A 23,552-nucleotide genomic window follows, 5' to 3' on the forward strand; every position below is an offset into this window, starting at 1 on the left:
GAGCCCGCATTCGACTCCAGGAGAATTTTTCGCGTGAGCGCCCCAAGCAGTGCAGACAACATCGACAGCACCACTACATTTCGCAACGTCGCCATCGTTGCACACGTCGACCATGGCAAGACCACCCTGGTCGACGCCATGCTTCGACAGTCCGGCGCGTTCGAGGAACGTGCCGAAGCGATCGACCGCGTCATGGACTCGGGTGACCTCGAAAAAGAAAAAGGCATCACGATCCTGGCCAAGAACACGGCCGTTCACAAGCGCAATGCCGACGGCACCATCACCGTCATCAACGTGATCGACACCCCCGGCCACGCCGACTTCGGCGGAGAGGTCGAGCGCGGCCTGTCCATGGTCGACGGCGTCGTCCTTCTCGTCGACGCATCGGAGGGCCCGCTGCCGCAGACCCGTTTCGTGCTGCGCAAGGCGCTCGCCGCGTCGTTGCCGGTGATCCTGGTCGTGAACAAGACCGACCGTCCCGACGCGCGTATCGAAGAAGTCGTCTCGGAGAGCCACGACCTGCTTCTCGATCTGGCGTCAGATCTCGACGACGAAGCGTCCGAGGCAGCCGAGCTCGCACTCGACCTCCCCGTCCTCTACGCCTCCGGTCGTGAGGGCAAGGCCTCGAAGGTCCAGCCCCAGAACGGACACGCTCCCGACGCCGAGAACCTCGACGAGCTGTTCGAGGTTCTGCTCAGCTACGTCCCGGCACCCAAGGGCAACGTCGACGCGCCGCTGCAGGCGCACGTCACCAACCTCGACGCATCCGCGTTCCTGGGCCGCCTCGCCCTGGTCCGCATCCACAACGGACAGCTCTCCAAGGGCCAGACCGTGAGCTGGATGCGTGAGGTCGACGGCGAGCCCGTCGTCCAGAAGGCCAAGATCACCGAGCTGCTCAACACGATCGGCGTCGAGCGCGTTCCCGGCGAGAAGGGTGTCGCAGGAGACATCGTCGCCGTTGCGGGCTTCCCGGACATCATGATCGGTGACACGCTCGCCGACCTGGAGAACCCGGTCGCTCTCCCGCGTATCACCGTCGACCAGCCCGCCATCTCGGTCACCATCGGCACCAACACGAGCCCGCTCGTCGGACGCGTCAGCGGCCACAAGCTCACCTCGCGCATGGTCAAGAGCCGCCTCGATCAGGAGCTCATCGGCAACGTCTCGCTCAAGGTCCTCGACATCGGTCGCCCCGATGCCTGGGAGGTTCAGGGTCGTGGCGAGCTCGCACTCGCCATCCTCGTCGAGCAGATGCGTCGTGAAGGCTTCGAGCTCACTGTCGGCAAGCCCCAGGTGGTCACCCAGCAGGTCGACGGCAAGCTGCACGAGCCCTTCGAAGAGCTCATGGTCGACACACCGGAGGAGTACCTCGGTGCGGTCACTCAGCTGCTCGCCGCACGCAAGGGCAAGATGGTCCAGATGACGAACCACGGCGCAGGCTGGGTTCGTATGGAATTCATCGTTCCCTCGCGTGGCCTGATCGGTTTCCGCACCGAGTTCCTCACGGACACTCGCGGTACCGGCATCGCCAACGCCGTGTTCCACGGCTACGCGCCGTGGGCCGGCGAGATCCGCGCCCGCCACACCGGTTCGCTCGTCTCGGACCGACACGGCACCGTTACCCCGTTCGCGATGATCCAGCTGGCCGACCGCGGCACGTTCTTCGTCGAGCCGGGCGCAGACACCTACGAGGGCATGGTCGTGGGCATCAACCCGCGTCAGGAAGACCTCGACATCAACGTCACCCGCGAGAAGAAGCTGACCAACATGCGTCAGTCCTCGGCAGACGTCATGGAGACCCTGGCCAAGCCCAAGAAGCTGGACCTGGAAATGGCCATGGAGTTCTGTGCAGGCGACGAGTGCGTCGAGGTGACCCCCGAGGTCGTCCGCGTCCGCAAGGTGCACCTCGATTCCAACGAGCGCGCCCGTGAGCGTTCACGCAGCAAGACTCGCGACAAGGCTGCTCTGTAAGACTCATCTCGTGCGGGAGAAGCGACGTGTCACTTTTGTGGGGCGTCGCTTCTCCTGTACCGGTAGCCGATCACGAAGGAGATCCTCGTTGCGCAACGTGCTGATGCCGGCGGTTCTGGTTTCTGCCATCGCACTGGTACTCACTGCGTGCACCGCGGATCCGCCACCTCCCATCGAGAGCGTGGAGACGCCGGTCAGCACGACGATGGTTCCGGCCAAGACCGGTGATCCGGTGGTCGTCGCCATCGACGACGTCGGGATCGGATTCAACCCGCACTTGCTGGCAGACCAATCGCCCGCAACGGCCGCGGTGAGTTCCCTGGTGCTACCCAGCCCGTTTCGGCCGATTCGAAACGTCGACACCGGGGTGACCACCTGGGAACCCGACCTGTCGCTGATGATCTCGGCCGAGGTGACCTCGCAGTCGCCGTTCACCATTCGTTATCAGCTGCGCAACGAGGCGCAGTGGTCCGACAGCGCACCGATCGCCGCCGAGGATTTCCGCTACCTGTGGCAGCAGATGATCACCCAACCCGGTGTGGTCGATTCCGCCGGGTATGCCCTGATCAGCGACGTCGCATCCTCGGGCGGTGGCAAGACGGTCGACGTGACTCTCGAATCGCCGTACCCGGCGTGGCAGCGCTTGTTCACGGACCTGGTGCCCTCGCACTTGCTCAAGGACTCGCCCGGCGGTTTCCAAGGTGGTCTCACCGACAACGTGCCGGTCTCCGGATCCCGGTTCAACATCAAAACCGTCGACCAGGGTCGTGACGAGATTCTGCTCGAGCGCAACGACCGCTTCTGGGGCGAGCCCGCGTCGCCCGATCAGATCCTCATCCGCCGCGGCGGTACCCCCGCGCAACTGGCCGATTCTCTGCGGTCGGCCGACGCCCAGATCGCCCAGGTTCGTGGTGACGCGGCCTTGCGAGCGCAGCTCTCGGCAATTCCCGGCGTCCGCACCGACACGATCCGGCAATCTCGGGTGCTGTCGATGACGGTCAACGGGCGAGCGGCCAATATGTCGGATTCCATTGTGCGCCAGGGTATTTTCGGCTTGCTCGATCCCAATCTGCTCGCCACCGTCGGGGCAGGTGGTGGCGCGACGGATCGTCGAGCTGCAGCGCAGCTCCTCTCTCCCTCCGACCCCGGATACACCGCGACGTCGCCCGCTCCCATCGGCAGAACCGCGGCCCTCGACCTGCTGCGACGCGCGGGCTTCGTTCCGACGCCCGACGCGGTGGTGACATCGACACCGAATGCAACCGCACCGACCACTGCAACCGCGCCGACGTCAACCGCCCCGGCAACCGGTACCCCGACCGCCGACCCGGCGACCACGAGTGCTCCGGTTCCGGGGGTGCCCCGTCTTGCCGACGCGACCGGTACCGCGTTGCGGTTCGTGATCGGTGCCGTCGAGAACGACGACATCGCGCTTGCTGTCGCGGGGACGGCTGCGGACGAGCTCGTCAGCGCAGGGATCGATGCGACCGTCACCCCACTGCCCGCCGACGAGTTGTATTCGACGGCGTTGACCGAGGGCACCGTCGATGCCGTGGTCGGCTGGAACAGTGCAGGAGTGGACCGGGCGACGGCGCTGGCATCACGGTTCGGCTGTGTCCAGGAGCCTGCTGCAGGCAGCGGCGACCGCGCGGCGGCCCCGCGAAATCTGTCCGGCCTGTGCGTTCCCGAACTCGGGCCGACCATCGACAGGGCTCTCGTGAGCGGACTCGATCCGTCCGTCGCCACCAACGACGTCGAGCCCAAGCTGTGGTCCCTGGCGTCGACGTTGCCGATCATGCAGGACTCGTCGGTGGTGGCCGCAGTTCCCGGCATCACCGGCGTCTCCCTGACCGGCCCGATCGAGGTCGGCATCTTCGCCGACGCCGCGCAGTGGATACGGACGCCCTCGTGACCGATCGCCGCGGCGACACCGCGACCAATGACGAAGTGAGCACTGGATCGATGACAGAGGCAGTGACGGAGCAGGCGATGACGGAGCCGCAGCGGCTTCTTCTCGTGCACGCGCATCCGGACGACGAGACCATCACCACCGGCGGCACCATTGCCCACTACGTTCGTGCCGGGGCCGACGTCACGGTACTCACCTGCTCGCTCGGCGAGGAGGGCGAGGTGATCGGCGAGACGTGGGCCGATCTGGTCGTCGATCGTGCCGATCAGCTGGGCGGCTATCGGATTCTGGAATTGCACCGTGCTCTCGCGGCGCTGGGCTGCAATCCGCCGCGCTTTCTCGGCGGAGCCGGCCGCTGGCGGGATTCCGGAATGGCCGGGACGTCTGCTGCCCGCAAGCCGCGTGCGTTCGTCAACGCGGACCGCGACGAGGCTCTCGGAGCGCTCGTGGCGGTGATGCGTGAGCTTCGGCCGCAGGTCGTCATCGGATACGACCCCGAGGGCGGTTACGGCCATCCCGATCATCAGCAGGTGCACTCGTTGGTGACCGAGGCCGTCGAGGTCTGCGGAACGGATTCCTACCCCCGGGCCGGGTCGCCCTGGGAGGTGTCGAAGTTCTACTGGACCGTCACCGGTCAGGACCAACTGCAGTCGGGACTCGCCGCGATCGACGACATTCCGGCCGGATGGCGACTGCCCCTCGACGGTGAGCTACCCAGCGTGCCCGAGAGCACGATCACCACCAGCATCGACATTCGCGGTGTGCTCGACGCCAAGCGGGACGCGTTGCGCGCACACGCCACTCAGGTGACCGTCGCACCGTCGGGACGTGAGTACGCGCTCTCCAACGACATCGCCCAGCCGATCCTGCTGGACGAGCAGTACGTGCTGGTTCGGGGCACACTCGGCGTCGATGGGACGGGCAGGGAGACCGACCTGTTCGCCGGCGTACTAGGCTGTGCTTCGCATCACTGAATGACCACAGGGTCGATCTCATCACAGCAGGGGCGGAACACATATGTACAACTGGGTAGTGCAGGACGCCATCGTCGCGTTCGTCGATTCTCTCAAGCCGCAGTTCGGCGCGCAGGCAGATCTGTACCAGTACGTTCTGGGTCAGATCGCCATGGGTGCGAGCAACTTGCTCACCTCGCTGGGCTATCCGCCGGTTTCCTGAGTGCCGGTGCCCGGTTTTTGAATGCGATGCACTGAAACAACCCGGGTCAAGGCAGTATTGGGCGCATGATCTCGAAGGCCGCATCCAATACTGTCGCCCTGGTGTCCTGGGCGACCGTCGCAGTACTGGTATTCGACGGCTTTCTCTCCGGAATTCTGTCGGTCTTTTTCTTGCCGACCTACCTCGGTTCGGTGCAATTCCCCATCAGCGCACTACTCGGCGGCATCGCCAACGTCGCGCTGATCCTGGCCGCGCGTAAGGTTGCCGAGCGGTCGATCTGGGTGGCGTCACCCCTGATCGGTTGGTTCGTCGCGGTGGTGCTGTGCATGCTGGGCGGCCCGGGCAACGATGTGCTGCTGCTCGCCGACTGGCGCACGATGCTGCTCATCATTGCAGGGGCGGGCCCGGCCGGTGTTCTGCTGTTCACGTTCCGGATGAAGGCGATCACAGCATGCGTGCATGCCGACCCGCATCCCGAAGGACATCCTCGATCATCGTCGGCGTCAACAGTCCGGTGAAGGTGTTTCGCTGACTGACGTGGTAGCTGGCGAACACCGTGATCGAGCCCAGCTCCAGTCGAACTCCATGGCCGAATTTCGGTGCAGGCCTGGGTATTTCCCATCCGTTGGCGGCCAGTATCGGAAGCAGGGACTGCCAGCCGAAGGCGCCGAGAACGAGCACCGATCGCAACGTCGGACGAAGCAACCGCAGTTCGTCTTCCAACCACGGTGTGCACCTGTCTCGTTCGGCCGGAGTCGGCTTGTTCTGCGGCGGCGCGCAATGCACCGGGGCCGTGATGCGAACTCCGTTGAGCGTCAACCCGTCGCCGATATGTGTCGCGGTGGGTTGGCTTGCCAGCCCGACGGCATGCATGGCTCGGTACAGCACGTCACCACTTCGATCGCCGGTGAACATTCGGCCGGTGCGGTTCGCCCCGTGTGCCGCCGGAGCGAGCCCAACTATCAGCATAGCTGCATCGGCCGGTCCGAACCCGGGAACCGCCTTGCCCCAATAAGTTTCGTCCGAAAATGCCGCCCGCTTCTCGGCGGCGACCTGTTCGCGCCACCGCACCAGGCGCGGGCAGGCGCGACATTCCGATACCGCGATGTCGAGTTGTTCGATGCTCTGCGGGCGTGCCTTCTTCACAGCGGGTCAGGTGCGCCGCAGCCAGATGTCTCCGGCTCCCGGGGTGACGGCGTCGATCATGGCCCACGCGTTCTCCACCGGGATGTCGATCACCTCGTAGTGGCCGACGCCTGCCGGAGTTGCCGCGACGATGGTCGCCACCCCGGCGCGGCGCTGGAAGAACGTCTGCCGCACCGTCCAGCCGATGATGCCCGCGGCCTCGAGGCTGTGCCGAGTCCTGTCCAGCGAGCCGTGTTGGGTGATGAGCCAGCCGGGCAGCACTGCATGGCCGAGGCCTCGGTAGCGATCGTGAGCCAGGCCGACCGCGGCGACGAACAACACCCCGATCGCCGTCCACGCGAGGATCGGAATCGGCGCGCCGAAATACTGCGTAGCTCCCAGGCCGGCGGCGATGACCAGCAGCGGCAGCGCTGCCCGGGTGTAACGGCGACGTCGCGCTGCGGGGCCGTGTTGCAGCAGTGGCCGGTCGGCGCCGCCGTGCAGACCGGCGTCGCCGAGCACCGTGGTCATCATGCGTAGAGCCTCGGCCTGCGGGGCCTGGGGGAGCAGCAGAGACGATTCCTTCTTCTCGGCGCTGACGCCGGTCATGATGGCGTCCAGGCGGGCACCGCTGACGGCACGCAGTAGCAGCGGTTGGGACAGGGAGGTGCCGCGCAGCCGCTTGCGGTCGAGTGTCGACTGACGGGTGCGGAGCAGTCCGTGGCTGACGTGCAAGGTGCGACCCTGGTCGGTGACAGTGAGATTGGCGTAGGTCAACAGGTAGCGGACACACGCGAAGATGCTCGACACGACGAGCAGGGCGATCAGGGCTACGACGACGAACACGGCGATTCCGAATTGCTCGGCGGAGTCGATACTGTTCGAGACCACCGACGACTCGGCCAGCGTCTGCCCCAGTCCGTACTGGAACAGCACGCCGACGGCAGCGGCGATGGTGACGATGCCGGTGATCGAGAACGGGGCGAATCGCACCCACGAGAACTGCCAGTGGGCAATCTCCACTTCGGCATTCGGTGCTGCGGTGGGGATACCATCGGCTGCCGGAATCTGTCCCGACACTCGCTGCAGCAGATCGACACGCAGTGCGGGGACCAGCGAGGTGTCGAGGGCATTGAGCTCGAAGGCCTCGCCCTTGCCCGCCTGCTGGCCGGTTCCGATCCGCAGGATCGACAATCCGAGCATCCGGTGCAGCACGTTCGCCTCCACGTCGACCGACCGAATCCTGTTGCGCGGGATGGACAGAACCTTCTTCTGCAGCACTCCGGTGCGCAGTTGCACATGTACCGGGCCGATCCGGTAGCTGGTGGTGAACCAGCGCAGAATTGCGAACACCACCACGACCGCGAGGATGCCGAGACTCCAGTAGTGGTTACCGCTCTGGCTGCCGACGAAGAACGAGATCAGCAGCACCGGCAGGATCTTGATGCCCTCGTTCACCGGGTGCACCAACAACATTCGCTTGTCCAGGCGTAGCCACGGTTGCTCTTCCTCGACGGCGAGGAGCTCCTGATCTGTCACGTTGCGTCTCCGACGGTGCGGCCGGCGATATCGGTCAGTCGGGCCACTGTCTTGTCTGCGACGTCTCGATCGAGTGCCGTGATCTTCACTGCTCCGGCCGACGACGCCGTCGTGACGGTGACCGTGGCCAATCCGAGCAACCGATCGAGCGGTCCGCGCTCGGTGTCGACCGTTTGCACTCGCGAGATCGGCGCGATGCGGCGCTCCTGACTGAGCCAGCCGGTGCGGGTGTAGACCGCCGTGTCGCTGATCTCCCAACGATGGACGCGGTACCGCCACTGAGGAACGATCGTGACGTGCAGGGCCGCCAGCACTATCGATGCCACAAGGACGGCGACATGCGGCCACGAGGTCCACGTCGAGTCGACGACGGCCCAGACGATCTGGGCGACGAAGACCGGTAGCCACAGCAGACCGGCACTCAGAGCCCAGAGAAGACGTGCACGTGGAGACGGTTGCCACTGGGGGTCGGTCATCGTTGTCACGGCTACAAACCTAGAGGTGTCTTTTGGTATCCACCACCCCGAGTCGGAGTGGGGGCGGCAGCCCGAAGACCCTGCAGTGGCACGGGCGTACCGGGAAGGCGCATGATCGACGGGTGACTTCTCTACCGGATCCCGTACCAGCCCCCTCTGCGATGCGACGAGTGTTGCGTCGTGCCCGCGATGGAGTGTCTCTCAACGTCGACGAGGCCACGGTACTGCTGCACGCCCGCGGTGACGATCTGACCGATCTGATGGCGTCGGCGTCCCGAGTACGCGATGCCGGGCTCGAATCCGCGGGCCGGCCGAAGACGGTGTCGTACTCCCGCAAGGTATTCGTACCCATCACGCGGTTGTGCCGCGACAAGTGCCACTACTGCACGTTCGTCACGGTGCCGGGCAAGCTCAATGCCGCCGGGCACGGGATGTTCATGGATCCCGACGAGATCATCGACGTCGCTCGCAAGGGTGCCGCGCTCGGGTGCAAGGAAGCGCTGTTCACTCTCGGCGACCGACCGGAGGAGCGGTGGCCCGAGGCCAAGGCGTGGCTCGATTCCCGCGGCTACGATTCGACCTTGGACTACGTGCGTGCCATGTCGATCCGGGTGCTCGAGGAGACCGGCTTGCTGCCGCACCTCAACCCGGGAGTGATGTCCTGGCAGGAACTTTCGCGACTCAAGCCGGTCGCCCCGTCGATGGGCATGATGCTCGAGACCACCTCGCGTCGGTTGTTCGAGGAGAAGGGGCAGGCGCACTACGGCAGCCCTGACAAGGATCCCGAGGTTCGGCTGCGCACCCTGACCGACGCGGGCCGGCTCAACATCCCGTTCACCACCGGCATTCTGGTGGGCATCGGCGAGACGTTGCGCGACCGCGCCGAGTCGATCATGGCAATTCGCAAGGTGCACAAGTCTTTCGGGCACGTTCAGGAAATTATCGTGCAGAACTTCCTGGCCAAGTCCGATACCGCGATGCGATCGGTGCCCGACGCCGGTCTCGAAGAGTTCCTGGCAACCATCGCGGTGACGCGCATGGTGCTGGGCCCCTCGATGCGGATTCAGGCTCCGCCGAATCTGGTCGCACCGGAAGAGACTGCCGCGTTGCTGGGGGCGGGCGTCGACGATTGGGGCGGGGTCTCGCCCCTGACGCCCGATCACGTCAATCCCGAGCGGCCGTGGCCGAACCTGGACACTCTCGCCGAGCTGTCGGCAACGGCCGGATACCGGTTGGTCGAGCGCACCGCCGCGCAGCCGCAGTACGTTCTCGCCGGCGCGCCGTGGATCGATCCGCGGATCTCGGCGCACGTGCGGGCGGTGGCCGATCCGGAGACCGGCATGGCTCGCGAGGGTGTGAACCCGACGGGTCTGCCGTGGCAGGAGCCGGACGAGGAGTGGGAGTCCTCGGGTCGGGTGGATCTGAACACCGAGATCGACACCCAGGGCCGCAACACCGAGACCCGCTCGGATCTGGCGAATGCGTTCGGCGACTGGGAATCGATCCGCGAGCAGGTCCGTGATCTCGCCGGGCTCGAGCGGGTGGACCGCGACCTGGTCTCAGCGCTCACGGCAGCGGAGAAGGACCCGGCCGGATTGTCCGACGAGCAGTACCTCGCGCTGGCCACAGCCGAGGGCCCGGGCATGGATGCCGTCGCTGCGCTCGCCGACGATCTGCGCAAGCAGGTCAACGGGGACACCGTCACCTACGTGGTGAACCGGAACATCAACTTCACCAACATCTGCTACACCGGATGCCGTTTCTGCGCGTTCGCGCAGCGCAAGGGCGACGCCGACGCGTTCACCCTGTCCACCGCAGAGGTCGCCGATCGGGCGTGGGAAGCGCATGTCGTCGGAGCCACCGAGGTGTGCATGCAGGGCGGAATCGACCCCGAACTCCCCGTGACGGGATATGCCGATCTGGTACGGGCGGTCAAGGCCAAGGTGCCCTCGATGCACGTGCATGCGTTCTCGCCGATGGAGATCGTCAACGGGGCCTCGCGCGGAGGCCAGTCGATCCGCGAATGGCTCACCGAGCTCCGGGCCGCCGGCCTGGACTCGATTCCGGGTACCGCCGCGGAAATCCTCGACGACGAGGTCCGCTGGGTGCTCACCAAGGGCAAGCTCCCTGCCGCCGAGTGGATCGAAGTGATCACCACCGCGCACGAGGTGGGGCTGCGGTCGAGCTCGACGATGATGTACGGGCACGTCGACAACCCGTCGCACTGGGTCGGTCACCTGAACGTGCTCAAGAAGATCCAGGACAAGACCGGTGGATTCACCGAGTTCGTGCCGCTGCCGTTCGTACACCAGTCCTCACCGTTGTATCTGGCCGGGGCGTCGCGGCCAGGACCGACCAACCGGGACAACCGCGCGGTGCATGCTCTGGGCAGGATCATGCTGCACGGCCGGATCGACAACATCCAGACATCGTGGGTGAAATTGGGAATCACGGGTACACAGGCGATGCTGAACGGAGGCGCGAACGATCTGGGCGGGACCCTGATGGAAGAGACGATCTCGCGGATGGCGGGTTCGCAGAACGGTTCGGAGAAGACCGTCGCGGAACTGCACGAGATCGCCGACGGCATCGGACGACCGGTTCGTCAGCGCACCACCACGTACGGCCCGGCACCAGAGGTGTCGGTCGCCGGCCTGATCTGACCCTGGGTCCTGATTTTCGAAATGGAGCTTGTCTGACATGGACGACCGTCGAGTCGCCGCGGTGCTGAGCAGCGCCGTCGCCATCATTCATCCTGTGCTCGACATCCTTGCCACACGTGACCCGATCGGTCTCAAGGGTCGGACGTTCCGCGAGTCCTCTGCGGACGATTCGACCCTCGACAACGTCATCGACTTTCTCGCGAAAGCCTTCGACACCACCGACTTCCCGGGCACCGCCGGCTGGGAAAAGCTCGACAGCGACGCTCGTTCGCAGTGGTGGGTCAATCGCATCGGAGCTCTCAACACCGTTGCCGTCGCATTCCCCGGTGTATTCGGCATCCTGGTCAACCGTCTGCCGATCCAGGATCTGCTCGGGTTCGCCAACCAGGCGATGGTGCTCGTGGCGGTGGCCCGCGAATCCGGAGTGACCGACCGCGAGACGCACGTGGCGCTACTCGGGTCGGTGCTGTGCAAGCGCGACCTGACGTCCTTGGCCGACAGCGCTCCCGCGAAGAAGGAAGAATCGCCGAAATCCGGCCCGTTCGCACTGCTGCGCGGAATGTGGCAGATCGCCAACGTGCTGCGCGACGTTGCCGGCGAACTGGAGAAGCGCCCGCATCCCCGTGGGTTCTACCGCGTACTCGGAGCCATTCCGCTCGTCGGCGGCGTCGCCGGATACCTCGGTGAGCGGGGCGCGCTCTCGCGCGCCGCCAAGCAGGGCCGCAAGTGGCTCGCGGCGCACAAGAAGGCGTCCGCACTCGGTGCAGACGTGCCCGCGAAGCAGCTGCGGCGATAGCCGTTCGGGGCAGGTGAGGCCACCCTGGTCGATTTGCCCCATGTTCGGACGGCGATACTAGGATGCTCAGGGCGCGCGAGCGCCCACGATCGATACAGGAGGGGAGAGCAGCAGTGACCTACTCGATTGCAGAACCGTGCGTAGATGTACTGGACAAAGCGTGCATCGAAGAGTGCCCGGTGGATTGCATCTACGAGGGTAACCGAATGCTGTACATCCACCCCGACGAATGCGTCGACTGCGGGGCCTGCGAGCCCGTGTGCCCCGTCGAGGCCATTTTCTACGAGGACGACGTTCCCGAGCAGTGGAGCGCCTACGTCGGTGCCAATGTCGACTTCTTCGACGACCTGGGATCTCCCGGCGGTGCCGCGAAGCTCGGCAAGACCGACTACGACCCGCCGTTCATCAAGGCTCTGCCTCCCATGGGCGAGAACTGACGCCTTGGCACGTAGAGCGGTGGCAGCGGCGCTGCCCGATTTTCCCTGGGACTCGTTGACCGCTGCCAAGGAGAAGGCGTCGGCGCACCCGGACGGCATCGTCAACCTGTCGGTCGGTACGCCGGTCGATCCGGTTGCCGAGGTCATCCGCACCGCACTGAATTCGGTTGCGGGCGAACCCGGGTACCCGACGACCGTCGGCACCGTTGCGCTGCGGGAGTCCGCGGTGGCTGCGCTCGAGCGCCGCTACTCGATCACCGGCATCGGGGTCGACGCGGTGCTGCCGGCCATCGGCACCAAGGAAATGATCGCCTGGTTGCCGACTCTGTTGGGTCTGGGTGCCGACGACCTGGTCGTCATCCCCGAATTGGCCTATCCCACTTACGAAGTGGGTGCTCTGCTTGCCGGTGCTCGTATTCTGCGGGCAGACGGTCTCAATCGGCTCGGACCGGAGCGCGCGTCGTTGATCTTCGTCAACTCTCCGTCCAACCCGACGGGCAAGGTGCTCGGCGTCGATCACCTGCGCAAGGTCGTCGACTGGGCCCGCGAGCGCGACGCCATTGTCGTCTCCGACGAGTGCTATCTGGGACTGACCTGGGATGCTGACGCCGTGTCCGTGTTGGATCCTCGCGTGTGCGACGGCGATCATACCAATCTGCTTGCCGTGCACTCACTCTCGAAGACCTCGAACCTGGCGAGTTATCGCGCCGGCTTCGTCACCGGCGACGCGTCCCTCGTGGCCGAGTTGCTCGAGGTGCGCAAGCACGCCGGCATGATGGTGCCGCTGCCGATCCAGGCTGCCATGACCGCAGCACTGGCCGACGACAAGCACGAGAGCATTCAACGCGAGCGATACCGCGCCCGGCGAACTGTGCTCAAAGCTGCCGTCGAAGCAGCAGGATTCGCCGTCGATCATTCCGAGGCCGGGCTCTACCTGTGGGCCACTCGGGGCGAACCGTGCCGCGACACCGTCGACTGGCTCGCCGAACGCGGCATCCTCGCCGCTCCGGGAGAGTTCTACGGGCCGGACGGTGGACAGCACGTGCGAATCGCACTGACGGCTACGGACGAGCGCATCGAGGCTGCGGCTACTCGCTTGCGCGGGTAGCCGGGTTTCTCCAGCGCGCTGAGCGTCCACAATTCGGTTCGGCGCGCGGGATCCCGTTTCTCGACCCAAATAGTGGACACTCGAGTCAGTTGGCTCCGGCTCCGCCTGGGTGTTCTCATGTACGCATGACCCTCACCCTGCTGCTCAGCTTCGCCGGCGTGTGTTTTCTGCTGGCGATCCTGCCCGGGCCCGATTCGTTTCTGGTGCTGCGGTACAGCATCGGCGGCCTCAAGCCCGGGATCGCGGCGGCGATGGGCGTCGCGATCGGCGGACTGTTCTGGGCCGTGCTGGTAGCCGTTGGGCTGGCGGCGATCGTCGAGCAGTCGGCGACGGCGTATCGCGTGGTCAAGATCCTCGGCGGGCTGTATCTGCTGTACCTGGGTGTGAAGGCGTTTCGGGCACGCCGAAAGAACAAGGTGGCCGGTGAGCCGCTGGTGCCGGTCGCGGCGGCCGCATGGTCGGCGTTCGGTGCCGGAGTTCTCTCGTGCGCGCTCAATCCCAAGGTCGGACTGTTCTACCTGGCCGTGGTGCCGCAGTTCCTCACCGTGGTCACGTTCACCGGTGCAATGACGCTCGGGCTGGTCGAGGTGGTGGTGGCAGCCCTGGTGATGGGAGTGTTCTCCGTCGTCGCCTCACGCGCGGTCGCGTTGCTGCGCAAGCCCGCGGTGACCGACTGGCTGGACCGCATCAGTGCCGGATTCCTGGTCGCCCTCGGCGTCGGAACCGTCGCGTCCTCGGCCTAGCGGCGACAGCGATCAATCGAGGTCGGGCTCGCCCACGTCCCAGCCGCCGCGTCTGATGCGCAGGATGTAGACCAGTTCATTGCTGCCGAACGCTTCGACGGTGGTGAAGCGCTTCGGCTCGGTGTTGACGTCGGGATTGCGTGCGTGGGCTTCCTCGTAGAGCTGAGTGGCTCGCAGATCGGCCAGTTCCACCCGCGTCCAGAAATCGTCCGATTGGACCGAGTAGACCAGCCTCGGCGCGCCGTCGGTGACGTGCGCGATGTCGATGGCGTCGTCGTCCGAATCCTCGTCTTCGAGATCCAGGTCGAGTTCGTCCTCGGAATCGGTGTCCTGCTCGGCGTCGGTTCCGATCAGATAGACGCCCGCCTGCAGGTCACCGGCGGCGACCGTCATGTACTCGGCGTAATCGCCGGTGTCGATTCCGTCCACGTCCATGTATGTACGGTAGCCATGTGCTGCTTCGTTCACTGAACCCACTCGCCGTTGCGCGGGGAGACGATATTCCCGACGCCATCACCATCGACGGAGTCTCGCTTTCTCGCGCCGACATCCTGGGTGCTGCGACCTCGGTTGCCGAACGCATCGCGCGGGCAGATCGGCTCGCGATCTACGCAACGCCGTCGGTCAAGACGGTGCTCGCGGTCGTCGGTGCCCTGATCGCCGGAGTCACCGTGGTCCCGGTGCCGCCGGACGCGGGCGTCGCCGAACGCGAGCACATCCTCCGGGACTCGGGTGCGCAGGCGTGGCTCGGCGAAGCTCCGCCCGATACCGCCGGGCTCGAGGTTCTACCGGTGCGTCAGCACGCGCGGTCGTGGCACAGCTACGCCGAACCGCAGCCGTCTTCCGTTGCGTTCGTGCTCTACACCTCCGGTACCACCGGCCCGCCGAAGGGCGTCCTGATCTCTCGCAGCGCCATCGCGGCCGGCCTCGACGCGTTGGCCGATGCGTGGAGCTGGACGTGGAAAGACACTGTGGTGCACGGGCTTCCACTGTTCCATGTGCACGGTCTCATCCTCGGGGTCCTCGGCCCGCTGCGGGTCGGCAGCCCACTGATTCACACCGGTAAGCCGACTCCGGAGCTCTACGCGGCTGCGCGTGGTTCCCTCTATTTCGGGGTGCCGACGGTGTGGTCGCGGGTCGCCGCCGACGAGACGTCCGCCCGAGCTCTCGCGGACGCCCGGTTGCTGGTCTCCGGCAGTGCGCCGCTTCCGGTACCGGTGTTCGAGAAGCTGCGCGAGCTCACCGGCCAGGCCCCGATCGAGCGGTACGGCATGAGCGAAACCCTCATCACCATCAGCACCCGCGCCGACGGTGAGCGTCGCCCGGGCTCGGTGGGACTACCGGTTGCAGGCGTCGAAACCCGACTGCGCGGCGAGCAGGGCGAAATCCTGCCCCACGACGGTGAATCGATCGGAGCACTGCAGATCCGTTGCCCCATGCTGTTCGACGGCTACCTGAACAACCCGGAGGCGACAGCGAAGACCTTCACCGAGGACGGCTGGTTCGACACCGGAGATGTCGCTCTGATCGAGCCGGACGGCTTTCATCGCATCGTCGGGCGCGCGTCGACGGACCTGATCAAATCCGGCGGCTATCGCGTCGGCGCGGGGGAGATCGAGACGGTGCTGCTGGGGCATCCGAGCGTGGACGAGGTCGCTGTCGTCGGCTTGCCGGACGACGACCTGGGCCAGCGCATCGTGGCCTTCGTCGTGGGTACCGATGTCGAGGATAGGGTGCTCATCGATCTGGTGGCCACCGAGCTGTCGATTCACAAGCGGCCCCGCGAGATTCGCGTGGTCGACTCGCTGCCGCGCAATGCGATGGGCAAGGTGCAGAAGAAGTTGTTGAGCTAGTCGTCGCGGGAGTGGAGCCTGCGGAATTACCCAAAATGGCTCAACGTCAGCGCGGGGTACGAGGCGGCGATTAAGTTCGGGGTATGACCTCACTCGACGGCGCACGCATTCTCGTATTCGGTGCCAGTGGTGGGCTGGGGTCCCCGATAGTCGACCAGCTCGCAGAAGCCGGTGCGCGGTTGACCGTCAGCGGTCGCAGCCTCGAGTCCTCGGATCATCACGTGGTGAATGCCGATCTGACGCTTCCGGATTCGGCTCGCTCGGTGATCGCAGAGGCCGTCGAACACCACGGCGGTCTGGACGGGATCGTGATCGCCGCCGGTGTCGTGGCGTTCGGGCCGGTGACCGAAGTGGACGACGACACCGTCGACGAACTGCTGCTGCTCAACTACCTCGCGCCGCTGCGCATCATGCGCGAAGCGTTGACCACACTCGATCAGGGCGGCTTCGCCCTCAACATCAGTGCGGTGGTGGCCGACAAGCCGATGCCGAACATGGGTGCCTACTCTGCGAGCAAGGCCGCGGTGAGTGCGCTGCTGAAAAGTGTTCGCACAGAAGCCCGTAAGTCGAAGATCAGGATCGTCGATGTGCGGCCACCGCACACCGAGACCGGCTTGGCCACTCGGCCGATCGCCGGGCAGGCACCGAAACTGCCACAGGGGCTGACCCCGGATGCGGTGGCAGCGCGCGTCGTCGCGGCCATCGCCGACGACGAGACCGACGTCGGCGCGGACCAGTTCTCGTAGGCGAGACGTTCCTAGGCTATTGTCGGCTTCGTGACCGAGACACATGTGACCGACGCAGCCAGAAGGCTCGTTCGTCGTCGCACCATCGACTTCGGTCTCGTCTGCACCTCCTCCTGTTCGTAACAGTCGATCGAACCCATTCCCGACGGGCTTTTGCGCTCCTCGGGTAGTTCCGGCAACCCTCGAATCGAACAGGAATTCTCATGACCACATCTGTCTCTCATCTCGGCGGCGTCATCGCTGCCACCGATGACGCCGTACAGGCCGACGCGAAGAACGCCCAGGTCGTCTTTCGTGGTTCGGCCACCGCACACGACGCCGTCGCCAGCACCGTCACACTCGGCAAATACAGCGTCGAGGTGGACGAGCCGCCGGCCCTCGGCGGGGAGAACAAGGCCGCCAATCCCGTGGAGTACTACCTCGCGTCGCTGCTGTCCTGCCAGGTGGTCACCTATCGTGTCTGGGCCGAGAAGCTGGGCATCGTCGTCGACGACATCAGCGCAAAGGCCGAGGGAGATCTCGACGTGCGCGGATTCTTCGGGTTCGACGACGCGGTGCGCCCGGGGTTCGGTGAGGTGCGTGTTGTCGTCACGGTCACGGGGCCGGAGACGCGGGAACGGTACCAGGAGCTGCAACAGGCCGTCGACGATCACTGCCCCGTGCTGGATCTGACGCGCAATCCCACCCCGATCCACACCGTTCTCGAAACGGCCTGAGGTCATGAGCGAACGGACATTCGGCCTACGTACCAGAGCAATTCACGCCGGCGCAAGGCCTGATCCTTCCACCGGTTCGCGTGCTGTGCCGATCTATCAGACGGCGAGCTACGTGTTCGAGAATTCCTCTGACGCAGGCGATCTGTTCGCTCTGCAGAAGTACGGCAACGTCTACAGCCGTATCGGCAATCCGACCGTCGCCGCCTTCGAGGAGCGCATCGCGAGCCTCGAAGGCGGCATCGGAGCGGTCGCGTTCGCCAGTGGGTTGTCGGCCGAGTTCGCGGTGTTCGCTGCTCTCGCGGGCACCGGCGACCACATCGTCGCGGCGGCCGGTCTCTACGGCGGCACGGTGACCCAACTCGACGTCACACTCCGCCGCTTCGGTGTCGAGACCACGTTCGTTCCGGGCACCGATCCGGCGGATTACGCTGCTGCGGTAACGGATTCGACCAAACTCATGTACGCCGAGATCATCGGGAACCCGTCGGGGGAGATCGCCGACCTCGACGGTCTAGCCGCCGTTGCGCACGAGCACGGGATCCCGTTGGTGATCGACGCGACGATGGCGACCCCGTGGCTGAGCCGGCCCATCGAGTTCGGTGCCGACATCGTGATCCACTCGGCGACGAAGTTTCTCGGTGGGCACGGTTCGACGCTGGGTGGAGTGGTGGTCGAATCCGGTCGATTCGACTGGGGCTCTGGCAAATTCCCGCAGATGACCGAGCCGGTGGCCTCGTACGGAGGCCTGTCGTGGTGGGGAAACTTCGGCGAGTACGGCTTTCTGACCAAGCTGCGCAGCGAGCAACTGCGCGACATCGGTGGTGCGTTGGCACCACAGTCGGCCTTCACCCTGATCCAGGGTGTCGAGACGTTGCCGCAGCGTATGGACGCACATGTTGCCAATGCCCGAGCGGTCGCCGAGTGGCTGGAACAGGATCCGCGCATCGACTACGTGAGATGGGCTGGGCTGGAGAGTCATTCGCATCACGACCGCGCCTTGAAATATCTGCCCGCCGGACCCGGTGCGGTGTTCGCCTTCGGAATCGACGGGGGTCGCGACGCCGGTCAGACGTTCGTCGAAAGTGTCCGAGTTGCCAGCCATGTCGCCAACATCGGCGACGTGCGTACGCTCGTGATTCACCCGGCCAGCACCACCCACCGGCAGCTGACCGACGATCAACTTCGCGGAGCGGGTGTCGGCCCGGAATTGATCCGCATCAGCGTCGGACTCGAAGACGTCGAGGACATCCTCTGGGATCTGGATCAGGCCCTGACGCTGGCAACCGGAAAGGCACGCTCGTGACCGAACGCACCTGGCAGGGCCCGTCCGCCCAAGAGCGCCAGCGCATTCTGCGGGAAACCAGGACGGTGGCAATCGTCGGTGCGTCCAAGAACCCCTCGCGGGCATCCTATTTCGTCAACCGATATCTGTCGTCGACGAGCAACTACGAGATCTTTCTCGTCAATCCGACGATCACCGAGATCGAAGGAACAACGGTCTATCCGACGCTCGCAGACCTGCCGAAGCCGCCGGATCTGGTCGACGTCTTCCGCAAGTACGACGACCTTCCTGCGGTTCTCACCGAAACCATTGCAGTGCAGACGAAGACGGTCTGGCTGCAGCTGGGGCTGTGGCACGAGCAGGTGGCCCACGACGCCGAAGCCGCCGGATTGAACGTCGTCATGGACCGTTGCCTCAAGATCGAACACGCGCGATTCCACGGTGGATTGCATCTGGCCGGATTCGATACGGGAGTGATCGATTCGCGTCGTACACGGGGGTAGGCGCGCCGCACGCCTCACCACGTCAGGACGGTGTCGTCCTCGAATACCAGTCCGGTGGGTCCATCGGCGTCGAGGGTGGCGAGCCGAATCGCGACGGCCGCACCCTCGTCCGGCGATCGTGTTCCGCGGAATCCGTTGAAGTCGGTGGCGACGTGCCCGGGGGCTGCTCCGTTGACCTTGATCGGGGTATCGGCAAGGTCTCGGGCGTAGTGAACGGTGAGGGCGTTCAGAGCGGTCTTCGAGCTCGAATACGCCATCGACGGCGTGCCCACCCACGCGCCGTCCTCGCCGATGGAACCGCGCTTGCTGGTGACGTTGACGATCCGACCGGCCGGGGACTTTCTCAGTAGCGGCAGGAATGCGTTGGTCACATCGACGACGGCAAAGACATTGACGCCATACACCTTTCGCAGATCCGACGAATTCTCCTCGGTAGGGCGGTGATACCCGACGTTGACGCCGGCGTTGTTGATCAGAGCGTCGAGGTGGCCCACTTCGGTGTCGATGTGTCGGACGGCCTCGTCGATGTCGTCGGTCGAGGTGACGTCGAGCCGAATCGGGCGTATGTCTCCGTCGATCCCGGTGGCCGCTGTGACGCCCCCGGCGAGATCTCGCGAGCCCAAATAAACGACAAAGTCCTGGGCGGCGAGGCCGCGGACGATGGCAACGCCGACGCCTCGGTTGGCACCCGTGACGAGAGCGGTGTGTGTTGTCATGTCAACACAATGCACCCGGTTGTGTTGTCATGTCAACAGTGGGTGGATAGGCTGGCGCAATGACGCTGTTGAACGAATCCGAGATGGCCCTGTGGCACGTATGGAAGCGGGCGCAGGGCGCCGTGTGGACTCGCGTCACCGCGGAGATTGCGGACGAAACTGGCTTGTCGGAACAGGATTTCGCGGTCCTGACCCGAGTACACGAGATAGGGGATGGGGTGCTGCGGCAGAGCGCCTTGGCCGCGTTGCTCGAGTGGCATCGCAGCCGGCTGTCGCACCATCTGACCCGAATGGCCGACCGCGGACTCATCAGTCGGCGTCAGGTCGACGGGGGAGTGGAGGTATTTCTCACCACCGCGGGACGCGATGCCGTCGTGCGCGCTCGGCCCGTTCACGCTGAGGCGGTCCGACGGCATCTGCTCGACGCGATCCCGGCTTCCGAGCGAGCGGCATTCGAGCGCATCCTCGTCGGCCTCACGCTTTCAGCAGGCGACCGCTGATCACTGTTGCCAGACCGCGCGGGGCGAGGCGCACGCTGCCCGCGCTGATCTTGTTGGACAGACCGGACACGACACTGGCCGGAGTGCGACGAGAATCCAACGCGCGCAATGCCGTCGAGACAACTTGCTCGGATGTCTGAAAGTTGCCCACCGCGGCGTCTTTCGATCCCACGACGTCGAAGAACTCGGTGCGCGTCGGACCGGGGGAGAGCGCGAGGACTTTCAGCGACGAGGTGCGGTACTCGAATGCCAGAGCTTCGGTGAAGTTCAAGACGAACGCTTTGGTCGCCCCGTACACGGCCATGTTGGGCGTCGGTTGATACGCAGCGGTACTCGCCACGTTGATCAGCGCACCGGTCAGGTTCGGCAGGAATGCGTGAGTGAGGTCGACCAGCGCACTGACGTTGAGGGCGATTTCTGCGGCCACGCGCTCCGGATCCTCGTCGGCGAACCGGCCGTGCGTTCCGAAGCCGGCGTTGTTGACCAGGGAAGTGGGAGTTATCCCTTTCTCGGTCAACGTGGTTCGCAGTGCTGCGCCAACTCCAGGTACGCCCAGGTCCATCGCCACGACGGTGGCAGTGACGCCGTGGTCGGCCTCGATGCGGCGAGCGAGAGCCTCGAGTCGATCGGCCCGCCGTGCAACGAGGACGACGTTCTCGCCGCGTGCGGCAAATCGGGTGGCGAATTCCTCGCCGAGGCCTGAGCTTGCGCCGGTGATGAGCACTGTGGAAGTCATGAGCGCAAATGTAGGCAGTGTCAGCATTGTTGTCAATGCCAACATCACTTAGGGTGAGTGCATGGCAACGCGGCGCTATCACCATGGTGACTTGCGGGCGGTACTGCTCGACGCGGCCGAACGGAGCATTGCGCAGGGTGGCGTCGATGCGCTCTCGCTGCGGCAGTTGGCCAGAGATGTCGGAGTCAGTCACGCCGCCCCGGCTCGTCATTTCCGAGACAAGCAGGCATTGCTGGATGCGCTGGCCCTGCACGGTTTTCAGGAGATGAACCGCCGGATGGCCGCCGCCGCGACCGGTCCCGGTGAGCTGATGTCGCGGTTTCGTGGCGTCGCACGTGCGTATCTCGGATTCGCCGTCGAGCATCCCGAACTACTGGATGTCATGTACAGCACCAAACATCACCCCGGTGCCAGCGACGACCTGAAAGCTGCTGCGGGCCAGAGTATGACGGCAACCGAGGCGTTGTTGAAGGACGCCATTGGCGCCGGCATGATCACTGAGGCGCCCACCGAAATACTCGCTCGGGTGGCGTTCGCGAGTGTGCACGGCCTCGCGGTGCTCGCCACCGGTGATCTCCTCGACGGCGTCCCGGTCGAGGATCTACTGGACGCAACCGTCGACACCCTGATGCGCGGGTTCACCTAGGTTGAGTGGCATGACCGAATACGACCTGCAACGCTTCGTGGACGCCCAGGACCCCGTCTGGAATGCAGTGACGAAGGAACTGAAAGCGGGACGCAAGCAGACGCACTGGATGTGGTTCGTGTTCCCGCAGTTGGCGGGGCTGGGCCGCAGTGCAACTGCTCAGCACTTCGGCATCGCCGATCTGACCGAGGCGGAACTGTACTTGTCTCACGAGGTGCTGGGGCCGCGCCTGAGCAAGGCAGCTCGGCTGACCGTTGGAATCGAGGGCCGGACGGTCGACGAGATCTTCGGTTATCCGGACAATCTGAAATTGCACTCGTCCATGACCCTTTTTGCCGAAGCTACCAAGGGCACGTCCGTTTTCGGTGAAGTGTTGCAAAAGTATTTCGACGGTGAATCCGATGGCGGAACACTCGACTTGCTCGACGAGCGATACCGCTAGCATCGCACCCATGACGACTCCACTCGCCGGATCCATTGCCTTCGTTCACGCCAGCTGGCACCTGGACATCGTCGACCGCGCGCGAGTGGGTTTCGCAGCAGAACTCGAGCGGCTCGGCCAGGCCGGGACGTCCATCGACGTCTTCGAGGTCCCGGGAGCATTCGAGATCCCGCTGCATGCGCAGCGGCTGGCCAAGACCGGGAAGTACTCGGCGATCGTTGCCGCCGCACTGGTGGTGGACGGCGGAATCTATCGACACGACTTCGTCGAGACGGCGGTCATCGACGGTCTCATGCGGGTGCAGCTGGATACCGACGTCCCCGTGTTCTCGGTGGTGCTCACTCCCCACCATTTCCACGAGCACGCCGACCACAATGCCTTCTTCACAGCGCATCTCGAAACCAAAGGTGCCGAGGCGGCGAGAGCTGTCGTCAAAACTCTGGCGTCGCTGGGAACCATCGGCTGACGCTGGGGCCGACGTCGTCGCCGATTCTGTGCGCGGGCCCGATGGCCGCTCACTGCCCGAGCTGGATGAGATACTCGCGGAACTCGAACGGCGAGAACCGATCTTCCATCGCCGCGAGTACGGCACCACGCGGGGAGACTTCGAGTGCCTCACCGATCCAAGTTTCTGGGAGATCGGAGCTTCGGGTCGGCTCTACAGTCGCGAACACGTCTGGTCGGTCCTCGAACATCGGTACGCGTCCGACCCGAGCGGTCGGCTCGACGGTGATTGGGAGACCAGCGGATTCGAGCTCCGGGAAATTGCCCCGGCGACCTACCTGCTGACTTACACGCTGCGGCTCGACGGCAGGTATACCCGTAGAACAACGTTGTGGCAGCGACGGGACGGTGACTGGAGAATCCTCTATCACCAAGGAACCGTGATCGCAGACCATGAATCGTGATGTGTGACGGATGAGTTGACCTTTACCACGAGCTACCGACAGGTTCCGTTTCGTGAATAGTGAAGCACGGCAATAGTTTTGGATTCGACTATCATTGCCGGTCGAACACATGTTCGATACACTTGGTCCATGACAACGGAGATCTGGCAACTGAGCGAAAGCGAACTCCTCGCCGACGCTGCTGATGTCTCCCACCGAATCCAGTTGATGGAAGCCCGACGTATCGCCCTCGTAGGCGAAATCGACACCCGCGTCTCCCGCGAGAAGCTCGGCTTCCCCGGCCCTGCCGGATGGCTGACCTCCACCACCCTGCTCAGCCCCAGTAAAGCCACCAAAATCGTCGCCCTGGCCCGCGGACTGAAGAACTTCTCCGACATCGCCGACGCCGTCAACACCGGCGTCATGACCATCGACCATGCAACTCTGATCCTCGCCTTCGCCGAAACACCACCGAAGAACCTGCCGCAAGAGGGTCGCGATATTGCCCGGAAGGCGATGATCACCGCCGCCACCGGACCCGGCGCACGTACCGGCCGCATCCGCGAAGCGATCACCAAACTC

27 protein-coding genes are annotated in these 23,552 nt (G+C 64.9%); 21 read left to right on the forward strand and 6 right to left on the reverse strand.

The genetic code is table 11. The features are described 5' to 3' along the window. Nucleotides 1–33: 33 nt before the first annotated feature. From typA to CH305_RS15460, 5 genes are all read left to right on the forward strand, one after another. Nucleotides 34–1,971 carry a translational GTPase TypA gene (gene typA / locus CH305_RS15445; RefSeq protein ID WP_032365354.1) on the forward strand — a complete coding sequence of 646 codons (1,938 nt, stop codon included), beginning with the start codon at nt 34–36 and terminating at the stop codon, nt 1,969–1,971. Between the two features lie 103 nt (nt 1,972–2,074). Continuing rightward, on the forward strand, nt 2,075–3,883 hold the full coding sequence (locus tag CH305_RS15450; protein ID WP_094704135.1) for an ABC transporter family substrate-binding protein: 1,809 nt from the start codon (nt 2,075–2,077) through the stop codon (nt 3,881–3,883). Between the two features lie 77 nt (nt 3,884–3,960). Beyond that, nucleotides 3,961–4,854 (forward strand): N-acetyl-1-D-myo-inositol-2-amino-2-deoxy-alpha-D-glucopyranoside deacetylase, encoded by an 894-nt coding sequence (gene mshB / locus CH305_RS15455; protein WP_037153827.1) that lies wholly within the window; start codon nt 3,961–3,963, stop codon nt 4,852–4,854. Nucleotides 4,855–4,897: 43 nt separating this feature from the next. Next, on the forward strand, nt 4,898–5,056 hold the full coding sequence (locus CH305_RS29060) for a hypothetical protein (RefSeq protein WP_008714214.1): 159 nt from the start codon (nt 4,898–4,900) through the stop codon (nt 5,054–5,056). Between the two features lie 65 nt (nt 5,057–5,121). Then, a complete protein-coding gene (locus CH305_RS15460) occupies nt 5,122–5,574 on the forward strand; it encodes a hypothetical protein (protein WP_094704136.1) in 453 nt (150 codons plus the stop codon). Here CH305_RS15460 and CH305_RS15465 read toward each other — a convergent pair. Genes CH305_RS15465 through CH305_RS15475 form a run of 3 tightly spaced genes read right to left on the reverse strand, consistent with a single transcriptional unit; the run spans nt 5,501 to nt 8,196 of the window. Next, the gene (locus tag CH305_RS15465) at nt 5,501–6,202 is read right to left on the reverse strand and encodes a uracil-DNA glycosylase (RefSeq protein ID WP_094704137.1); all 702 of its coding nucleotides are present in this window, start codon (nt 6,200–6,202) and stop codon (nt 5,501–5,503) included. The two genes, CH305_RS15460 and CH305_RS15465, sit on opposite strands and share 74 nt — an antisense overlap. A gap of 6 nt (nt 6,203–6,208) precedes the next feature. Then, nucleotides 6,209–7,657 (reverse strand): PH domain-containing protein, encoded by a 1,449-nt coding sequence (locus CH305_RS15470; RefSeq protein ID WP_256983787.1) that lies wholly within the window; start codon nt 7,655–7,657, stop codon nt 6,209–6,211. Nucleotides 7,658–7,716: 59 nt separating this feature from the next. Next, complete coding sequence (locus CH305_RS15475) at nt 7,717–8,196, reverse strand: PH domain-containing protein (RefSeq protein WP_094704139.1); 480 nt, start codon at nt 8,194–8,196, stop codon at nt 7,717–7,719. Nucleotides 8,197–8,318: 122 nt separating this feature from the next. On the opposite strand from CH305_RS15475, the gene CH305_RS15480 reads away from it, so the two are divergent. From CH305_RS15480 to CH305_RS15500, 5 genes are all read left to right on the forward strand, one after another. Then, entirely contained in the window at nt 8,319–10,859 is a 2,541-nt protein-coding gene (locus tag CH305_RS15480; protein WP_170944749.1) for a bifunctional FO biosynthesis protein CofGH, read from the forward strand. A 37-nt stretch (nt 10,860–10,896) separates the two neighbouring features. Further along, a complete protein-coding gene (locus CH305_RS15485; protein ID WP_032380584.1) occupies nt 10,897–11,655 on the forward strand; it encodes a hypothetical protein in 759 nt (252 codons plus the stop codon). Nucleotides 11,656–11,768: 113 nt separating this feature from the next. After that, the gene (gene fdxA, locus CH305_RS15490) at nt 11,769–12,092 is read left to right on the forward strand and encodes a ferredoxin (RefSeq protein WP_008714223.1); all 324 of its coding nucleotides are present in this window, start codon (nt 11,769–11,771) and stop codon (nt 12,090–12,092) included. Nucleotides 12,093–12,096: 4 nt separating this feature from the next. Further along, the gene (gene dapC, locus CH305_RS15495; RefSeq protein WP_094704140.1) at nt 12,097–13,200 is read left to right on the forward strand and encodes a succinyldiaminopimelate transaminase; all 1,104 of its coding nucleotides are present in this window, start codon (nt 12,097–12,099) and stop codon (nt 13,198–13,200) included. 125 nt (nt 13,201–13,325) lie between these two features. After that, complete coding sequence (locus CH305_RS15500; protein ID WP_032380586.1) at nt 13,326–13,943, forward strand: LysE family translocator; 618 nt, start codon at nt 13,326–13,328, stop codon at nt 13,941–13,943. A gap of 12 nt (nt 13,944–13,955) precedes the next feature. On the opposite strand, the gene CH305_RS15505 is transcribed toward CH305_RS15500, so the two are convergent. Further along, nucleotides 13,956–14,378, reverse strand: a complete 423-nt coding sequence (locus tag CH305_RS15505) for a hypothetical protein (protein ID WP_094704141.1) — start codon at nt 14,376–14,378, stop codon at nt 13,956–13,958. 2 nt (nt 14,379–14,380) lie between these two features. Between CH305_RS15505 and CH305_RS15510 the strand changes: the two genes are divergently transcribed. The 5 genes from CH305_RS15510 to CH305_RS15530 all read left to right on the forward strand — a co-directional run bounded on the left by CH305_RS15510 (nt 14,381) and on the right by CH305_RS15530 (nt 19,043). After that, nucleotides 14,381–15,796 carry an acyl-CoA synthetase gene (locus CH305_RS15510; RefSeq protein WP_094704142.1) on the forward strand — a complete coding sequence of 472 codons (1,416 nt, stop codon included), beginning with the start codon at nt 14,381–14,383 and terminating at the stop codon, nt 15,794–15,796. An 83-nt stretch (nt 15,797–15,879) separates the two neighbouring features. Next, on the forward strand, nt 15,880–16,542 hold the full coding sequence (locus tag CH305_RS15515) for an SDR family oxidoreductase (protein ID WP_094704143.1): 663 nt from the start codon (nt 15,880–15,882) through the stop codon (nt 16,540–16,542). A 203-nt stretch (nt 16,543–16,745) separates the two neighbouring features. Next, nucleotides 16,746–17,258: an OsmC family protein gene (locus CH305_RS15520; protein ID WP_094704144.1), complete on the forward strand. Its 513-nt coding sequence runs from the start codon at nt 16,746–16,748 to the stop codon at nt 17,256–17,258. Nucleotides 17,259–17,262: 4 nt separating this feature from the next. Continuing rightward, nucleotides 17,263–18,561, forward strand: a complete 1,299-nt coding sequence (locus CH305_RS15525) for an O-acetylhomoserine aminocarboxypropyltransferase/cysteine synthase family protein (protein WP_094704145.1) — start codon at nt 17,263–17,265, stop codon at nt 18,559–18,561. Then, nucleotides 18,558–19,043 (forward strand): CoA-binding protein, encoded by a 486-nt coding sequence (locus tag CH305_RS15530; RefSeq protein ID WP_094704146.1) that lies wholly within the window; start codon nt 18,558–18,560, stop codon nt 19,041–19,043. Before CH305_RS15525 ends, CH305_RS15530 begins: the two co-directional genes overlap by 4 nt. Nucleotides 19,044–19,057: 14 nt before the next feature. Here the strand turns inward: CH305_RS15530 and CH305_RS15535 are convergent, their stop codons facing one another. Further along, nucleotides 19,058–19,759: an SDR family NAD(P)-dependent oxidoreductase gene (locus CH305_RS15535; protein ID WP_094704147.1), complete on the reverse strand. Its 702-nt coding sequence runs from the start codon at nt 19,757–19,759 to the stop codon at nt 19,058–19,060. A gap of 59 nt (nt 19,760–19,818) precedes the next feature. Here CH305_RS15535 and CH305_RS15540 point away from each other — a divergent pair, with 59 nt between their 5' ends. Then, a complete protein-coding gene (locus tag CH305_RS15540; RefSeq protein WP_094704148.1) occupies nt 19,819–20,259 on the forward strand; it encodes a MarR family winged helix-turn-helix transcriptional regulator in 441 nt (146 codons plus the stop codon). On the opposite strand, the gene CH305_RS15545 is transcribed toward CH305_RS15540, so the two are convergent. Further along, nucleotides 20,234–20,995, reverse strand: coding sequence for an SDR family oxidoreductase (locus CH305_RS15545; RefSeq protein ID WP_256983779.1), 762 nt, complete (start codon nt 20,993–20,995; stop codon nt 20,234–20,236). The genes CH305_RS15540 and CH305_RS15545 overlap by 26 nt on opposite strands. A 61-nt stretch (nt 20,996–21,056) precedes the next feature. On the opposite strand from CH305_RS15545, the gene CH305_RS15550 reads away from it, so the two are divergent. The 5 genes from CH305_RS15550 to CH305_RS15570 all read left to right on the forward strand — a co-directional run. Beyond that, the gene (locus tag CH305_RS15550) at nt 21,057–21,641 is read left to right on the forward strand and encodes a TetR/AcrR family transcriptional regulator (RefSeq protein WP_094704150.1); all 585 of its coding nucleotides are present in this window, start codon (nt 21,057–21,059) and stop codon (nt 21,639–21,641) included. A gap of 10 nt (nt 21,642–21,651) precedes the next feature. Beyond that, a complete protein-coding gene (locus tag CH305_RS15555) occupies nt 21,652–22,083 on the forward strand; it encodes a DUF1810 domain-containing protein (RefSeq protein WP_032403008.1) in 432 nt (143 codons plus the stop codon). Nucleotides 22,084–22,093: 10 nt separating this feature from the next. Further along, nucleotides 22,094–22,549, forward strand: a complete 456-nt coding sequence (locus CH305_RS15560; protein ID WP_032380598.1) for a 6,7-dimethyl-8-ribityllumazine synthase — start codon at nt 22,094–22,096, stop codon at nt 22,547–22,549. A 28-nt stretch (nt 22,550–22,577) separates the two neighbouring features. Then, nucleotides 22,578–22,991 carry a DUF4440 domain-containing protein gene (locus CH305_RS15565; RefSeq protein WP_094704151.1) on the forward strand — a complete coding sequence of 138 codons (414 nt, stop codon included), beginning with the start codon at nt 22,578–22,580 and terminating at the stop codon, nt 22,989–22,991. Between the two features lie 129 nt (nt 22,992–23,120). Continuing rightward, nucleotides 23,121–23,552, forward strand: a 432-nt coding sequence (locus tag CH305_RS15570; RefSeq protein WP_143545287.1) for a DUF222 domain-containing protein, incomplete at its 3' end; no start/stop codon positions are given.

Source organism: Rhodococcus sp. 15-649-2-2, assembly GCF_002258645.1.
Taxonomy (GTDB): Bacteria; Actinomycetota; Actinomycetes; order Mycobacteriales; family Mycobacteriaceae; genus Rhodococcoides.

Bases quoted from the DNA above. Each gene is read 5' to 3' on its own strand.
- CH305_RS15550 (WP_094704150.1), top strand. From the start codon at position 21,057: ATGGCAACGCGGCGCTATCACCATGGTGACTTGCGGGCGGTACTGCTC.
- CH305_RS15525 (WP_094704145.1), top strand. From the start codon at position 17,263: ATGAGCGAACGGACATTCGGCCTACGTACCAGAGCAATTCACGCCGGC.
- CH305_RS15555 (WP_032403008.1), top strand. From the start codon at position 21,652: ATGACCGAATACGACCTGCAACGCTTCGTGGACGCCCAGGACCCCGTC.
- CH305_RS15520 (WP_094704144.1), top strand. From the start codon at position 16,746: ATGACCACATCTGTCTCTCATCTCGGCGGCGTCATCGCTGCCACCGAT.
- CH305_RS15515 (WP_094704143.1), top strand. From the start codon at position 15,880: ATGACCTCACTCGACGGCGCACGCATTCTCGTATTCGGTGCCAGTGGT.
- CH305_RS15460 (WP_094704136.1), top strand. From the start codon at position 5,122: ATGATCTCGAAGGCCGCATCCAATACTGTCGCCCTGGTGTCCTGGGCG.
- CH305_RS15560 (WP_032380598.1), top strand. From the start codon at position 22,094: ATGACGACTCCACTCGCCGGATCCATTGCCTTCGTTCACGCCAGCTGG.
- CH305_RS15505 (WP_094704141.1), bottom strand. From the start codon at position 14,378: ATGGACGTGGACGGAATCGACACCGGCGATTACGCCGAGTACATGACG.
- CH305_RS15475 (WP_094704139.1), bottom strand. From the start codon at position 8,196: ATGACCGACCCCCAGTGGCAACCGTCTCCACGTGCACGTCTTCTCTGG.
- CH305_RS15510 (WP_094704142.1), top strand. From the start codon at position 14,381: ATGTACGGTAGCCATGTGCTGCTTCGTTCACTGAACCCACTCGCCGTT.
- CH305_RS15545 (WP_256983779.1), bottom strand. From the start codon at position 20,995: ATGACTTCCACAGTGCTCATCACCGGCGCAAGCTCAGGCCTCGGCGAG.
- CH305_RS15535 (WP_094704147.1), bottom strand. From the start codon at position 19,759: ATGACAACACACACCGCTCTCGTCACGGGTGCCAACCGAGGCGTCGGC.
- CH305_RS15470 (WP_256983787.1), bottom strand. From the start codon at position 7,657: ATGTTGTTGGTGCACCCGGTGAACGAGGGCATCAAGATCCTGCCGGTG.
- CH305_RS15540 (WP_094704148.1), top strand. From the start codon at position 19,819: ATGACGCTGTTGAACGAATCCGAGATGGCCCTGTGGCACGTATGGAAG.
- CH305_RS15485 (WP_032380584.1), top strand. From the start codon at position 10,897: ATGGACGACCGTCGAGTCGCCGCGGTGCTGAGCAGCGCCGTCGCCATC.
- CH305_RS15500 (WP_032380586.1), top strand. From the start codon at position 13,326: ATGACCCTCACCCTGCTGCTCAGCTTCGCCGGCGTGTGTTTTCTGCTG.
- CH305_RS15450 (WP_094704135.1), top strand. From the start codon at position 2,075: ATGCCGGCGGTTCTGGTTTCTGCCATCGCACTGGTACTCACTGCGTGC.
- mshB (WP_037153827.1), top strand. From the start codon at position 3,961: ATGACGGAGCCGCAGCGGCTTCTTCTCGTGCACGCGCATCCGGACGAC.
- CH305_RS29060 (WP_008714214.1), top strand. From the start codon at position 4,898: ATGTACAACTGGGTAGTGCAGGACGCCATCGTCGCGTTCGTCGATTCT.